Origin of the sequence: Pseudomonas auratipiscis (genome assembly GCF_036324085.1) — a bacterium.
In the GTDB taxonomy this organism is placed as follows: Bacteria; Pseudomonadota; Gammaproteobacteria; order Pseudomonadales; family Pseudomonadaceae; genus Aquipseudomonas; species Aquipseudomonas auratipiscis.
In genome coordinates, this window is record NZ_JAZDCU010000026.1 from 33,508 (window position 1) to 47,963 (window position 14,456).

The 14,456-nt window shown below is 60.1% G+C and carries 15 protein-coding genes; 5 read left to right on the forward strand and 10 right to left on the reverse strand.

Annotated features, from left to right (window positions below; genetic code table 11):
* Positions 1-28: 28 nt before the first annotated feature.
* Entirely contained in the window at positions 29-499 is a 471-nt protein-coding gene (locus V0R60_RS24885) for a prepilin peptidase (RefSeq protein WP_203478938.1), read from the forward strand.
* 110 nt (positions 500-609) lie between these two features.
* Entirely contained in the window at positions 610-1,392 is a 783-nt protein-coding gene (locus V0R60_RS24890) for a response regulator transcription factor (RefSeq protein ID WP_330080854.1), read from the forward strand.
* A gap of 3 nt (positions 1,393-1,395) precedes the next feature.
* Here the strand turns inward: V0R60_RS24890 and V0R60_RS24895 are convergent, their stop codons facing one another.
* From V0R60_RS24895 to cpaB, 8 genes are read right to left on the reverse strand one after another with little or no spacing between them, the layout of a single operon-like run.
* Positions 1,396-1,659, reverse strand: a complete 264-nt coding sequence (locus V0R60_RS24895) for a DUF3613 domain-containing protein (protein ID WP_330080853.1) — start codon at positions 1,657-1,659, stop codon at positions 1,396-1,398.
* 7 nt (positions 1,660-1,666) lie between these two features.
* Entirely contained in the window at positions 1,667-2,392 is a 726-nt protein-coding gene (locus V0R60_RS24900) for a tetratricopeptide repeat protein (RefSeq protein WP_330080852.1), read from the reverse strand.
* Between the two features lie 13 nt (positions 2,393-2,405).
* The gene (locus tag V0R60_RS24905) at positions 2,406-3,293 is read right to left on the reverse strand and encodes a type II secretion system F family protein (RefSeq protein WP_330080851.1); all 888 of its coding nucleotides are present in this window, start codon (positions 3,291-3,293) and stop codon (positions 2,406-2,408) included.
* Between the two features lies 1 nt (position 3,294).
* Positions 3,295-4,140 (reverse strand): type II secretion system F family protein, encoded by an 846-nt coding sequence (locus tag V0R60_RS24910; RefSeq protein ID WP_330080869.1) that lies wholly within the window; start codon positions 4,138-4,140, stop codon positions 3,295-3,297.
* Between the two features lie 32 nt (positions 4,141-4,172).
* On the reverse strand, positions 4,173-5,444 hold the full coding sequence (locus V0R60_RS24915; protein WP_136478306.1) for a CpaF family protein: 1,272 nt from the start codon (positions 5,442-5,444) through the stop codon (positions 4,173-4,175).
* On the reverse strand, positions 5,441-6,631 hold the full coding sequence (locus V0R60_RS24920; protein WP_330080850.1) for an AAA family ATPase: 1,191 nt from the start codon (positions 6,629-6,631) through the stop codon (positions 5,441-5,443). The genes V0R60_RS24915 and V0R60_RS24920 overlap by 4 nt, the downstream gene beginning before the upstream one ends.
* Positions 6,628-7,878: a type II and III secretion system protein family protein gene (locus V0R60_RS24925; RefSeq protein ID WP_330080849.1), complete on the reverse strand. Its 1,251-nt coding sequence runs from the start codon at positions 7,876-7,878 to the stop codon at positions 6,628-6,630. Before V0R60_RS24925 ends, V0R60_RS24920 begins: the two co-directional genes overlap by 4 nt.
* A 20-nt stretch (positions 7,879-7,898) precedes the next feature.
* Complete coding sequence (gene cpaB / locus V0R60_RS24930) at positions 7,899-8,828, reverse strand: Flp pilus assembly protein CpaB (RefSeq protein ID WP_330080848.1); 930 nt, start codon at positions 8,826-8,828, stop codon at positions 7,899-7,901.
* Between the two features lie 321 nt (positions 8,829-9,149).
* Between cpaB and V0R60_RS24935 the strand changes: the two genes are divergently transcribed.
* On the forward strand, positions 9,150-9,371 hold the full coding sequence (locus tag V0R60_RS24935) for a Flp family type IVb pilin (protein ID WP_203542882.1): 222 nt from the start codon (positions 9,150-9,152) through the stop codon (positions 9,369-9,371).
* A gap of 67 nt (positions 9,372-9,438) precedes the next feature.
* Positions 9,439-9,846 (forward strand): response regulator, encoded by a 408-nt coding sequence (locus V0R60_RS24940; RefSeq protein ID WP_203478928.1) that lies wholly within the window; start codon positions 9,439-9,441, stop codon positions 9,844-9,846.
* A 60-nt stretch (positions 9,847-9,906) separates the two neighbouring features.
* On the opposite strand, the gene V0R60_RS24945 is transcribed toward V0R60_RS24940, so the two are convergent.
* A complete protein-coding gene (locus V0R60_RS24945) occupies positions 9,907-11,571 on the reverse strand; it encodes a ShlB/FhaC/HecB family hemolysin secretion/activation protein (RefSeq protein ID WP_330080847.1) in 1,665 nt (554 codons plus the stop codon).
* Positions 11,572-11,689: 118 nt separating this feature from the next.
* On the reverse strand, positions 11,690-14,014 hold the full coding sequence (gene pbpC / locus V0R60_RS24950) for a peptidoglycan glycosyltransferase PbpC (RefSeq protein WP_330080868.1): 2,325 nt from the start codon (positions 14,012-14,014) through the stop codon (positions 11,690-11,692).
* 134 nt (positions 14,015-14,148) lie between these two features.
* Here pbpC and V0R60_RS24955 point away from each other — a divergent pair, with 134 nt between their 5' ends.
* Positions 14,149-14,442: a hypothetical protein gene (locus V0R60_RS24955; protein WP_133216558.1), complete on the forward strand. Its 294-nt coding sequence runs from the start codon at positions 14,149-14,151 to the stop codon at positions 14,440-14,442.
* Positions 14,443-14,456: the final 14 nt, after the last annotated feature.

The following is a 14,456-nucleotide window of genomic DNA, read 5'->3' on the forward strand; positions in this document are numbered from 1 at the left end:
ATTCACAACAAAGGGATGCATTTCGCCGATGCAAAGTATTGTCCTGCTGATGTGGCTTGCCCTGTGCGCTGAACAAGACCTGCGTGAGCGCCAGATTGCCAACACCCTGACCCTGGGCGCAGCGACATGCGCGTTGGGATATTTGTTCATTACCGGACACACCTGGATAGGTGCCGACGCCAGCGAAGGGGGCTGGGCGCTGGCGATCGTCATGCTCTTGACCTTGCCGGGCTACATGCTCGGTCGCTTCGGTGCAGGTGATGTAAAGCTGCTTGCGGCGCTGGCCCTGGCCACTGATCGCATGTACGTGCTGGGCACTTTTATCGGTGCCGGGATTGCGGTGTTGCTCTGGCTGGCCAGCCGCCGCTGGCTGTGGTCGCTTCTCAGTCAAAAGGTTAGGAACCGTATCAAGCAGCTGACTGAAGACTCGTCAAATAAACAACCTTTCGCGCCGTTCATCCTTGCAGGGTTCATCCTCGCGGCGGTGTGGGTGCAGTAGTCGCACCGCGTGTACATAATCGCGAAGTCCGACTACTTTCTAGAGAGCCAGAGGCCAACTGCAAGGCTCCCGGCCCAAAGAAACAAGGACTTCTGAGCAGGGAGCAGCGCGTGATAAATACCGTCAGTGAGGTAAAGATACTGGTGGTCGACGATCAACCTGAGGTCGTCGATGAGTTAAGCGAGTTTTTACAAAGCAGCGGCTACTGTTGCGTGCCCTGTCTGTCCAGTTCCCAGGCCATTGAGTGCTTTGCCGCCGATCCCGCTATCGGCCTGGTATTGTGCGATCTGCACATGCCGGAGTGCGATGGAGTAGAGCTGTTCAGGGCGCTCAAGGTAATTGCCGGTCCGCATCGCTTGTTCGAAGCCATCATGCTGACCGGCGGCGATGATAAACAGGATCTGATCAGAGCGTTGCGCGAAGGCTTTGCCGACTACTACCAGAAACCCGTGAACCTGAACGAACTGCTCGAAGGCGTGCAGCGCCAGGAGGCTGCGCTGCAGCAACGCCAGCAGAGCTTCCAGCATTTAGGCGACCTGAACCAGAAACTGCAGTTTCTCGCCGACTCCATCGATGATCTCTATCAAGACCTGGAAAAAGCCCGCGGTCTGGGTGCGCATCGTCGTGCTACCGATACTGAAGAGTCGTGTGCCAGCGACAACCTTCCGAGCATTTTCGAAAAACTCTCGCCGCGCCAACTTGAAGTGGCGCGCCTGGTCAGCAAAGGCAAGACCAACTACCAGATCGCCTGCGAGCTGGGGATCACCGAAAACACGGTAAAGCTCTATGTATCGCAGGTACTGCGTCTGACCCACATGCACAACCGCACGCAGTTGGCGTTGGCCCTGGCGCCAGGCAATTCGCCGTTGCATCTGCGTGCAACGGCGCACTGAGGGTTACTTGTCGGACGAACCGACCGACTCCCAACGGTAGAAGTCCGGAATCGCATACTTATAGCTGTCCAGCCAGCGCTGCATGCTCTGCTCGCGCTCTTTGGGCGTCGCTGTCTGTTGGATCTTCGAGGATTGCCGGTTACTGGCCTGCATCTGCAGCCAGGATTCGGTGAGCGTTTGCGTTTTGGCTGGCGGCTGCGGCTCAACTGCCAGGGCGGCCAATGGCAGTGCGCCTATGGTAATCAATAGTAACCATGCTGGTTTCATAAACACCTCACTGTTGCCCGAGTGAAGGAGCTGGGTTCTCGATCGTCGCAACCTGATCCGCAGCAACCGTCGACTTGCCAGGCTTTTTCAGTAGATCGGCGCGCGATCGGGCCTCACTGAACTGAGCAGGGCTAAGGTTGAAACGCGACACCAGATCAGCCGCCTGCTGCCACTTGTCCTGATACAACAGCAGGCTGACCAGATTGACGGCGGCCAGTGCATTGTTGTCCTTGAGCTCGATTGCGGTCAGAAACTCGAAACGCGCCTGCTCGACATTGCCCAGGTTGAGGTACACCACGCCCAAGTCATTGCGCACCTTCTCGTTGGTGGGCGCCAGGCGAACGGCACGCAGCAAATGGCGCTGAGCCTGCAGATTGTCACCGCGCGCTGCCGACAACTGCCCCAAACCATGCTCCGCCTCGGCGGCCATACAACCACCGAGCAAACTGCGATACAGCGGCTCAGCCTCGTTGCGCCCAAGCAGCCGCAGAACCTTGGCCTTGCGCAGACGCACCTGGGCCATATCGGCAGGCAATACTTCCAGATGGGCCAGACTGGCATGCGGACGGCCTTCATTGAGCATTTCGTCCGCCATGCTCAAGGCCAACTCTTGGCTGGAATCGGGCTTGGCACAACTGGCACTGCTCCCCGGCAACGCCAACCACGGCCCGCCAGTCTCGGTGGCACAGCCGCCGAGCAACAACAGGCTCATGACTACCATGACTGCTTTCATCCATGCCTCTCCTTTACGAACCCATTGCTTTTGCCAACGCTGTGAAGCCGGGACCGGCCAACACAATCAGCAACGCAGGAAACAGAAATACCATCATCACCATCGACATTTTTGCGGACATCTTCGATACCCGCTCCTGCATCCGCGTCAGCCGCCGGTCGTCGAGCAGTTGCTTGAGCGCCAGCAGTGATTTCATCGCCCCGCCACCTTGGGCAAGCAACTGCTGAAGAATCACACAGGTGTCAGTGAACTCATCCACCGCCAACAGCTGTGCAGTTTTCTCAAGCTCCGGCGCCAACGCCAATCCGGAATCGACCCGAAGCAATATGCCGCGCAACTCTTCGCTGAGCGCTGGCAGCAGTTGCCGCGATTCCTTGCTCAACACACGCAATCCCTGCTCCACGGCCAAGCCTGATTCGAACAGAATGCGCAGCAAGGGAATGAAGGTCGACACTTCACCAATGATCTGTTGCTGACGTCGAGCTGCCGCCACTGCCAACACGCGTTTAGGCAGCAGGTAACCAACCCCCAGCGCACACATCGGCACCACGAGCCAAGCACTCTGGCTGTGCTGATAGAAGGTGTGCTCGATGGCCACGCCAACGCCCAGGGCCAGCACCGGCACACCGACCTGACAGGCAGCAAACAAGGCACGCTGACGGCTACGCCGCCACCCCACACGGTCGAGCAGCAGCCGGGTTTCCGCGTCGAAGTTAAGCAGTCGCTGGGCAAGCGCACTGCTGCCCACCTGTTGCATCCAGTCATCCAGGCGGTTGTCACGGTTCAGTCGACCTTGCAAACGCTGGGCGACCAGACGCTGCCTGCGGCGCTGGCGCAGAAACTGCCCGAGCAACAGCACAAACGCGGCGAAAAACAGGGCGGCACTGAGCATCAGGATCATTTCAGATACTCCGCAACATGCGCCACAGCACCAGGCATCCGAGCACCTGCAGGCCGAAAGCGCCGAGCAACATGAACTGGCCATCACTGTCGTTCCACATGGCCAATAGGTACTTGGGATTGCTGAACAGGAAATAGGCCGCCATCCCCACGGGCAAAAAGCCCAGAACCATGGCGGTCATCCGCGTTTCGCCGGTCATCGCTCGCAGTTGCCGGGCACCCTGCTCACGCTCGCGAATGAGCTTGATCAAATTCTCCAGCAACTCGCTGGCGTTACCACCGTAGCGATGATTGATGCGCAAGCCCAAGGCGAACAGACGCAGCTCATCCTGATCATAAAGCTCGGCAAGATCCTGCATGGCATCATCCAGATCCACGCCCATCTGCACGTTGCGCCGTACCCGTTGCATGGCGCCATGCAACGGATCACGAGAGGCATCGATACCGCCCAGAACGGCATCGCTCAACGTACGCCCCGACTTCAGGCTGCGTACGCTGTGGTCAAGTAACACCGGCAACTGCTCGATCATGCGCCGCAAACGCCGCTGGTAACGCCAGCCCAGGTACAGACGGAACAACAGCGGACCGACCAGCAGCAACCCGCCGCCAACCGGCCAACCCAGCACCAGCGCAACCAGCAAAGACAGCAGCGCCCAGCACAGCAGGTACGACAGCAGGCGATCGTTGCGCCGTTCCAACCCAGCGCGTTGCAGCAGTTTGTCCAGCCAGTCGCGCCCGCCGACCTTAGCGGGCGCGTTGCTCTGCAGCCGTCCAAGTCGCGCCAGTGTGCGCTCGGTTCCGGACTTGCGCATGCCGTTGTAGAACAGCGTCAGGGACAAGCCCAGCATCACCAGGCAGGTCACCCCAAGCAGCACGACAATCACGGCTGTGACTCGGAGACTACCCGGCGCAGCTTGTCGCTCGCCGGGTTCTGCGCTTCACGCAAGAAGCCTTCGCCGCTACGGCGATCGAGCCGGAACAAGGTGTTGGTGACATAGACATCATCACGCACACCCACCACTTCCAGCACCTCGCTGACACACCGTCGACCGTCGGCCAGGCGCGTCAGTTGAATCACCACATCAAGGGCCGCGCAGATCATCTGGCGCAAGGTTTTTTCCGCCACCGAGCGACCGGTCAGGCCCACCAGGGTCTCCAGACGCAACAGCGCATCCTGGGCAGTGTTGGCGTGCACAGTGCTCATCGAGCCGTCGTGGCCGGTGTTCATAGCTGTCAACACGTCAAGCACTTCAACCCCGCGAATCTCGCCCAGCAGAATCCGGTCCGGGCGCATACGCAAGGCGTTGCGGATCAACTCACTGGATTTGATTTCGCCGTGGCCTTCAGCGTTGGGTGGCCGGGTTTCCAGGCGCACCACATGGGGATGGTCCAATTGCAGCTCGGCGACATCCTCGATGCTGACCAGCCGCTCATGGGGGCTGATCAACTGGCTGAGGATGTTGAGCAAGGTTGTCTTGCCGGTGCCCGTGCCGCCACTGACCAGAATGTTGCAGCGTCGCGTCACCGCCAGTTGGAGAAATTCGAGAATATTGTGATCGACCGTACGCGTGGCGAGCAGATCTGCACTCTTGAGCATGTCCTTGCGAAACTTGCGGATCGACAGGCAGGGGCCATCCAGCGCCACCGGCGGAATAATCGCATTGACCCGGCTGCCGTCCGGCATTCGCGCATCGACCATCGGCGACGATTCGTCGAGGCGCCGGCCAAGGGGCGCAAGGATGCGTTGCATAACGCGCTCGACGTGATGGCCATCGATAAAACGCAGATCGGTCTGTTGCAGCACCCCTGCCCGTTCAACAAACACCCGATGCGGACCATTGACCAGAATCTCGGTGACACTGCTGTCGCGCAACAACACTTCCAGCGGACCAAAACCGGTCAACTCATCGACAATTTCTTCGGCCAGGCGCTCCATCTCGTAGCGTGACAACGCCAGGTGCAAACGAGCGATGTAATCGCCGACCTGCTCCATCACAAATTGCGCCAGCGCCGGACGCGAACCTTCCAGCAAATTGCGACCGCTGTCCTCGATGGCATCGATGATGTAGCGATGCAATGCTCGCTTGAGTCCCTGGGGATCGTTGCCCAGGTTATGCCGCGAACCGCCAAACAACTCATCGACGTTGCTCATTTATGCCCCCAAAGCCGATTGAACCAGTTGCCGCCGGGTGGTTTGTTGTTCTCCGATCTCCGTGCCAGCCGCTCGCCCAGTGCCTTGAGGTGCTGAGTGAGGGTTTCTCGCGGGGCCAGTTCGAACAAGGTCAGGCCTTGGTTCTTGGCGTTCAAGCGCACGTGCGGGCTGTAAGGCAACACCACCAGCAGCGGCAAACCGTAGCGCTTGGCCAAGGCGTCGGAATCGGGCGCCACACCCTTGAGGTAGCGATCGACCAGCAGGCTGGCATGCTCAAGCTTCATACCCTTCTCCCGCCATTGAGCAAGCACGTCGAGGTTGCGCCGGCAGTCGAGGACATTCTGGTCGGTGTACCAGATCAACTTGTCGCAATGGCTGACAAAGGTCCGCAGTGCTTCGCTGTCTGCCTGGCCCGTGAGGTTCACGACGATATGCTGGAAATGCTGGCGCAAGGCGCTGAGCAACATGTACAGCTCAGCGGCACTGGTGCGCTCCAGCGGCTCATCACCATCGGCGTAGGCCAGCAGGCGCAGGCCGGAACTCTCGCAGGTAAAGGCACTGTCGATAAGCGTATTGTCCAGGCGGCGCAGATGGCGCAGGGCATCGCTGAAATGAAACGACGCCTCAAGACCGAGCAATGCCAGACTGTCCCCCCGCGGCAAGCCCAGGTCGAGCAACAAGGTCTGCTGGCCACTGCGCTGTACCACCCGCGCCAGGTGCGTGGTCAGCAAGGCACCATCGGCCGCGGCTTGCGCACCATACAGTACGGTCAAACCACCGAGGCTCGGATTGCTGGTGACTTGCGGCAAGCGCTTGCTCAAGCGTCGCACCAAACCGGCGACTTCGCTGGAGCGCGACCCGTAGGCGACAAAATCCCGCGCGCCGGCGCGCATGGCGTTGAGCACCAATTGGTTGTCCATGCCATCGCCCAGGGCGACTATCGCCAACATCGGTTTAGCTTCCAGCACGCCCTCGATGAGTGCGCACTGATTGACCACGTGCTCGCGATCCAGACCGACAAAAACCAGGTTGGCGAACGTCACGTCAACCAGCGCAAGCAGTTCATCGAGGCTACCGCTGGCGGCGCCGACCACCTGCCCCAACGGCGCCAGCGCACCTTGCAACCACTGCAGGTCGACCTCGTTTCGGGTGATGGCGAGAAAAGTCTGGCTCAAACTTTCGCTCATTGGGATAGCCCGCTGCGACCTTCAAAGTCGCCGTTTTCGAGAAAGAACAAGCGGCCCCAGCTTGGGTCGTAATTGCGCAACCCTTCACCCGGCAACGACGGTAGCTGGGCATTGGCGGCCAACGGCTGGACCAAGTGCGGGGTGACGATCATCAACAGTTCAGTCTCATCGCGCATCAACGTCGATTGGCGAAAGAACGCGCCCAGGATCGGAATATTGCCCAGCCCTGGAAACTTATCCACAGCCGAACGGGTGGTACTGCTGATCAAGCCACTGATAACAAAGCTCTCGCCATCGGCCAGAGAAATGCTGGTATCTGTGCGCCTCACCGTTAAACCAGGTACCAGGGTGCCGGCGATGTTCACGGCATTTGCGTAGTCCAGCTCACTGACTTCCGGCGCAACCTTGAGGGTAATGCGATCACGGCTGACCACCGTGGGTGACAACGCCAGGCGAATACCAAACTCCTTGTATTCGATCGACACGCTGTCGCTGCCACTGCTGGGCACCGGTATCGGAATTTCGCCACCGGCGAGAAAGCTCGCGGTCAGGCCACTGAGCACGACCAGACTGGGACGCGCCAGGGTGTAGGCAAACCCGCTGTTCTCCAAGGCGCTGATGGCCGCAAGAAAGCGGCTGCTACCACCGCCCCAGACGATATTGAAGACATCGTTGTCCAGCGGAATGCCGGCGATAGCGTCAGCAACATGGCCAGGCCGAGCCACCGTGTTTGGCGTCGTTCCAGGCGAACCGATCAAGGTGTTGTTGGAGCCCTTGAATAGAAAACGCGCACCGGCCTCTTTGAACTTGGTGCGGTTGACCTCGACAAAGCGAATGTCAGCCTGAACCTGGCTAGGCAGCGATGAATCCTGGGAAGGCGGCAAGGCCGTCGCCGCCATGTCCGTGGTGGCCACGCCTTTGACAAACAGCATGGCTTGGCGCGGGGTCTTCGAGCAGGCGGTCCAGAGCATTAGGCTAGTGGCGCCGGGGCTAAGGGCGGTGAGCACGACGGCATCGTCGCCACTGGCATCGACATCGACGATTTTCGAATCGCCCACTGCCACCCGGATAATGCTCACCGGTGCACGCAACTCCTGCTGCAAACCCTGATCGATTTCGATCACCTCGGGTAATTGCCCCAGCCCTGCGCAACCGCTACTCGCGGCCTGGGCCACAGAAACAGTCAGCCCCGCCCAGGGGATGACCCACAGCAAATACTTGATTGCCCGCACGGAACGACTGCTCATTTAAGGGCATCCTTGCTTGGTCAGGGAGTTGGATCGCTGGATTGGTTTCCGCGGATAATCTGCATGCCACGGCGTGGCGTTGAACTGGCAATCGAGGGCGCCGCGGGTGTCTGGGCAAGCTGGCTGAAGCGAAAGAGTTCGCGATTGGCGTTATCCACCACTTGATTGCCAGCGTGCGGGTCGGCCCAGTATTGAGCCAGGCGTTTTTCTTCGGCGCTGCGCACGGCCAGGCGAAGACTGCCGGATTGGGCGGCAAGCAGCAGTCGGCGGGTCAATGCCTCAGGCACCGCCAGGACCACGGTGCGAGCGACATTGCGTTGTTGTTCCTGGCGGGCTTTTTCATCCTGGGCCGGCGCGATCGGCTGACCGTCAACACCCATCCCCAACTGCTGGCCGACGCTGAGCAGACGCAACGCCGGTAATACCACCTGAGCGCTGGCCTGGGGGTTGTTGTTGTCCTCGCGCAGGTAGAGCAGCACATCGACGTAGTCACCTGGGCTCAACTGCCCCGCGGCGCCGACCACCTCATCAATGGCCAAGGCCAGCGCACGCTCATGAGGATGGATCATTCGCGCCAGCGGCCCACCGGCTTCAAAGCTGCTCGACGCGAGCCAGGTGCCAGCACTCAGCGAACGCCAACTGCTGCGTCCAAGCACTTGTTCGACACTCTGGAAACTGCCGGCAGGTGCGACTTGCAGGCGCTCAACCAGCAGGTCCTCAGCGCTCAATGGGGTGTAAGCGGCAACATCGCGACGCAATACCACTACCGACTGACGCACCTCATCGCCCGCTTTCTCCACCACCTGTGCAGCGACGGGTGCCGGGGTCGACGCAACAGCAACAGCCACAGGCTCGGCAGGTGGGCGGCTCAGAACCAGGCCCCAGTAGCCCGCCAGCAAGGCGCCGATCAAAAAAAAGCCAGCGAGGATGATGGTAATGCGACTGCTCATGCCGACCCTTCCTAAATACCCGGGTTCATCCTTTGCAACCAGCTGTGAGCCGCGCACAACGTTGTCATCGGAAGTAACGATTTCGCTATTTGAAGGTAGCGCAGCTAAGTCAAAATGCCATTACCCGCCAGATTATTTTGCGCCGTAATCCCGACACCCCCTAAAAACAACCGTTAGCCGGCGCCAAAAAGCCACTATCACTTTTGGATTAATACCTTCTTACATTTGCCGGATTTTCAGCCTTTGACGATGCTGTGGTGGCAAAGGGGAATCATCGAACAAGCCCCTGCCATCTGCGCCTTGCGCGCCAGGAGAAGTGCCATGCGTGTTTCCCGAATCTTCAAGAGCTGCAAAGCGTTCTTCTACCGCAAGGACGGTGCCTCGGGTATCGAGTACGCGATTGCGGCGGCGATGGTGGCAGTGGTGTTGACCAGTTTCATCGGGCCAATTTCCGATAGTGTCAATTCCATCTTTGGCAAGGTAGAAACGGCCATGAGCAATGCTGACAAAGTCAAAACCACCGGCACCGGTACAGGCAGTTAGTCAATTATCGGCGTTGAGTGTCGTGGGCTTTTGGCCCTGAAATCTATTCTGTCATCAGGAACACACCATGCCGATCGCCTCCCAACGTCAACAAATTCTCCTGGTGGATGACGAAGAGGACGCTCTGCTGGAACTTGCCGAACTGCTTGAGGGCGAGGGTTTTTGCTGCCACACGGCTACCTCGGTAAAACTCGCCCTGCAACAGCTCACCCGCCACCCGGACGTAGCGCTGGTGATTACCGATCTGCGTATGCCGGAAGAAAGCGGCATTTCCCTGATCAAGCGCCTGCGTGAGCATACCGCTCGCCAGCACCTGCCAGTGATCGTCACCTCCGGCCACGCCGACATGGACGACATCAGTGACCTGCTGCGCCTGCAGGTGCTGGACCTGTTCCGCAAGCCGATCTATCACACCCGCCTGCTGGAAACCCTGGACAACCTTTTTCCAAAACCTCGATTGCATCTGGTGAACTGACGCGCGAAGCGCCGCAGCCCCAATGCGGGGCAAGCCCATTCCTGCCGGATACATCTGCAGCTAAAGCTGGTAGCTGAAGCTGAGGGTAAAGCGCGGTTGCCGATTGAGGCTGTCCAGGGCGATGTCCGACATCGGCTTGGCCGCCTCAACCGCAATGTTGTAGGAGCGTGCATCGCCAAACCGCAACCCCACCGCCGCCGACGACAGGCGCGAATCACGCACCTGCAACTCGTTGAACCAACTGCGCGCAGCATCTACCAGCACATACGGCTGAACCCATTTGAGCCAGTCGCTGCTGTACCTGAAGCTGTAGTTCAGCTCGTAGGCCGCGCCCCAGCCCTTGTCCCCCGATGCCTGGTCACTGGGATAGCCACGGCCGAAAGCCTGGCCGCCAAACACGGCACGCTCACTGTCGGGCAAGCTGTCGTTACTCCAGTACAACGCCGCTGAAGCCACGCCTTGCCAGTTAGCAGAAAAGTAATCGCTTTGTAATCCGGATAAACGCAGGCGCAGGAAGTCCAGGTCGATATCGCTGTTGGTGTCTGCTGCAAAATAATCCATGCCCTGATAGGCACCGACACTGAGGATGCGCAGACGCCCATGGTCACTCTGGCGCCAGTCGCCTTCGAACGCCACGGCGCGCATATCCGTGCTGCTGCGGGTTTTGAGAGCGGAATCCAGTGCCTGGTAATGGCTTTGGTCGTTCACCACATACAGGCGCCCGGCAACGCTGAGCCATTCATTAGGTGAGGCGGTCAAGGTCTGGCTCAGGCCTGCCGAGTAGCGGTCACTCTGGCGATGCTGCCGGAGGTCGCTGCCATTGTTCAATCGCAGCAGAGCACTCAGATCACCGCGATACTGCGAGGCGGAGAGATTCAAGCGGCTCCCCTCGCTATCCAGGTATTGGTCGTAATCCAGGCGATAGTAATGTTCATGATCGTTGCCCGGCGGAAATAGCGCGCTGAAGCTCAATTGCTCAGCCATCGACGTCAGCGCGTTGCTGCTGACGCCCAAGAGCGCTTGAAGTCCTTCGCGGTTACCATCGGCTACATCCAACCGCGCCGAAAACGCTTGGTGCGCGGCCTGTACCAACAATGTATTGGCGCCATCGGCGGTGCCGGGCGCCACCTGAGCCTGCAGCGTGATACCCGGCACGTGGCTCATCAATGTTGTGTAGCGCTCCAAGGTCTTGCGCGTAAGCGGGCGCTCAGCCTTGAGCCGGGTGGCCACTTCACCCAGAAAGGTAGACGCCGGCCCAATGTCGCCTTGTAGTTCAAAGTCACCAATGTAGCCTTCAACCAAGACCACCTGTACCCGCCCATCAGCGAAATCCTGTGGCGGCAGGTAGGCGTAGGACAGCAGGTAGCCATCCTCCTGATAGCGTCGAGTCAGGCGTTGAGTTGCCTCGCTCAGTTCTGCCAGCGTGACGTCACGATCGACCAGCTCCTGGTAGTTCTCGCGCAAATCGCTCAAGGGGTAAACGGTGCCGCCGGTAAAGCGCACCTTGTGCAAGCGTATCCGGGTGCGCCTATCAAGTTGCAGCGACTGCGACGGCGGCACCGCTACCTGCAAGCTCGCGGAGGCAGGCCGGTAGCTGTCGATGGGCAGGTTGACGGCAGGCAGGCTACGCTCGACTTCATTGCTGATCAGATAGGTTGGCAAGGGTTCTGCGCTCGACCCGCTCGCCCAACAAAGACTGAGTATCGCGACGGTCAACGGACGCATGTGGCGCTCCATGATCCCGACAAATTCGAGAACACCGGGACGGTTCCCTCGTCAGCTTCAAGCGTAGGTGGTGCCTGCGCTGACGTCTAATCGCAATAGGGACTGACAGGCAGCCCCGTCATTGATTGATCTGGAACTCGACCCGCGCAGTCTGGCCACTCTCATCCAGCGCGCTGAGCTCTACACGCCCTGCCTGTTCAAAGCGGGCACTCAGCGATTCCTGCCCCTGCGATTCGCCCAGCGGTACGCCATTGAGGAACCACCAACGCCGACCATTGCCGCCCAGTGCGGACACCTCAAGGCGCAAGGGCTCGCTGCTCGACGCCGGACGCCGCAACTGATCACCCTGGCGCACCCCGACGATCGACAATGGCGGTGCGCTAGCCGGTACCTGGGGTGGGCAATCAGGATCAATTTTCGGCAGTCGCGCCTCTCGGCGTTCTACGCGTGGCAGCCAGGGTTCCAAGGGTGCCGGCCACAAGGCAATCTCACGGGGTTGAGCGCCGCTGCAACTGTGGTCTACCCGCTGCCCCTGGGCGTTTAGCCAGACCGTTTCACGCAAACCGACGCTCAAGGGTTGATCAGCTGCCAGCAAGGTCGGCGGGGCAGTGCCATCCAGGGTCCAGGCAAAGCGCTGGCGTCGGCAATTGTCATTCTGGCGAGCCATTGGTTGCCCGAGCGGCCAGCAGATTGCGGCCACGCCGACGTTGTCGGGTACTGCAGCCACCGGCACGGCAATGCCGCGCTGGCTGTCACGGTTACTCAACACATCATGCACCTGCAGCATCAGCGGCGCTGCCGACGCCAGGCCGAACTGCCCGGGCACCGGCGTACCATCGGGGCGTCCGATCCAGATGCCGATCAGATAACGAGGGCCGACACCAATCGACCAGGCATCACGAAAGCCATAACTGGTGCCGGTCTTCCAGGCCAGCAGGGGTCGCTGTACCAATTCGGCATGCGGGTCGCGGTCGGGGCGCGCCTGACCACTGAGAATACGCCGGATGATCCAGGCGCTGCCCGGCGACAGCAGCCGCCGGTCAAGTAAAGGCGCATCTGGCTGCAAGCGCATCGGCGCACTCAATCCGCCGCGTGACAATGCCCCGTAACCGGCGACCAAATCCTCCAGGCGACTGCCCGCCCCTCCCAGAATCAACGACAGGTTCGGCTCCGCCAGTGGCGGCAGTGTCAGCGGCACGCCACCATTGCGCATCTGCGCCGCAAAGCGCTTCGGCCCATATGCTTCGAGCAACTGCACCGCGGGCAGATTCAACGACAGCGCCAGCGCCGAACTGGCAGCCACCGGGCCACTGAAGCCCATGGAGAAGTTACCTGGCCGATAATCACCGTAGCGTCTTGGCACATCCTGGAGTAACGATTCGGAATGAATCAGCCCCTCATCCATGGCCATGCCATAAAGGAACGGTTTGAGGGTAGAGCCTGGTGACCTGAGCGCAGTGATCATGTCGACGTGGCCAAAACGGCGCTCATCGTTCAAGTCGACGGAACCAAGGTAGGCACGCACGGCCATGTTCTGAGCTTCAACCACCAGAATCGCTGCCGAGGTACGTTCGGGCAGGCGCGCGCGCCAGCCCAGCAACAGGTTTTCCAGACGCCGCTGCAATGAGGCATCGAGCGTGGTACGGATCAGGGGCGGGCTGTGCGGCCGGTTCAGGCGTCGCGCCAGCAATGGCGCCAAGGCTGGTTCCTGGCGGGGAGCCAGAAGCAACGGTTCTTCCATGGCCTCGGCAATCCGTTGCTGCGGCCATACTTGATACTCGGCCAGGCGCTTGAGCACTTTGTCACGTGCCACTTGCGCGCGAGCCGGATGTCGGTCTGGGCGCAAACGACTTGGCGCCTGCGGCAATACCGCGAGCATCGCCGCTTCGGACGGGGTCAAATGCTGTGGCGACTTGCCCAGGTAAGCCCAACTGGCCGCGGCTACACCCTGTAAGGTGCCGCCGAAAGGTGCACGATTGAGATAGATCTCAAGGATCTGCGCCTTGGACAAATGCCATTCCAACTGCGCCGTGCGCCACAGTTGGCGCAGTTTTCCAGGCAAGGTGCGCGCGTGCGGGTCCAGCAATCGAGCGACCTGCATCGACAGGGTGCTGCCGCCCGACACCACTCGCCCACCGCGCAGGTTTTGCCATGCAGCGCGGCCCAGCGCCAACGGATTGACCCCTGGGTGCTGATAGAACCAGCGATCCTCATAAGTCAGCAACGCCTGCAAATAATAGGGTGACACCTGATCGGCGCTGACCGGATAGCGCCAGACTCCTTCGGCATCGGCGAAGCGCCACAATGGCGTGCCGTCCTCGGCCAGCACCACACGTGCCAGATCATCGGCCGGCAGTGGCAGCGGCCACACCCGGTCAGCGATCCACAACAGCGCAGCAAGCAATAGCAGCACACCCGAAACGACACCCAAGCGTTTCGCCATGGGACTGAGCGAGCGAGCTAAGATGAGCATCAGACGACCCTGCCAGCGGTAATGGGTAGGGAACCGAGCAGGACATTGGAAGGCCAAAGATTTGGCAACGGCAGACTCGCCGAGACGATCATCAGGAAGCAACTATGCATGTAGAAGGTTTTTTCGAGTGGCTCGGCCAGGCCCTGGGGGCGCTGATCCGCTTTGTCGTCGATGGTTTGAGCGGGTTATTCAACCTGCTGGCCAACGCCGGTGGCAATTTCATCGATGGCCTGGCACGCACATTGGGCATGGACACCTCGCTGGTCAGCATCATCGCCCTGATCATCGGTTTGATGCTGCTGTACTCGGCCATCCGTGCCTTCATGCGTGCCTCGATCATTCTCGGCATCATCTGGCTGGTACTGGGGCTGTGGGTACTGAGCTGGATCATTCACTGATGGCAGTATCGCCC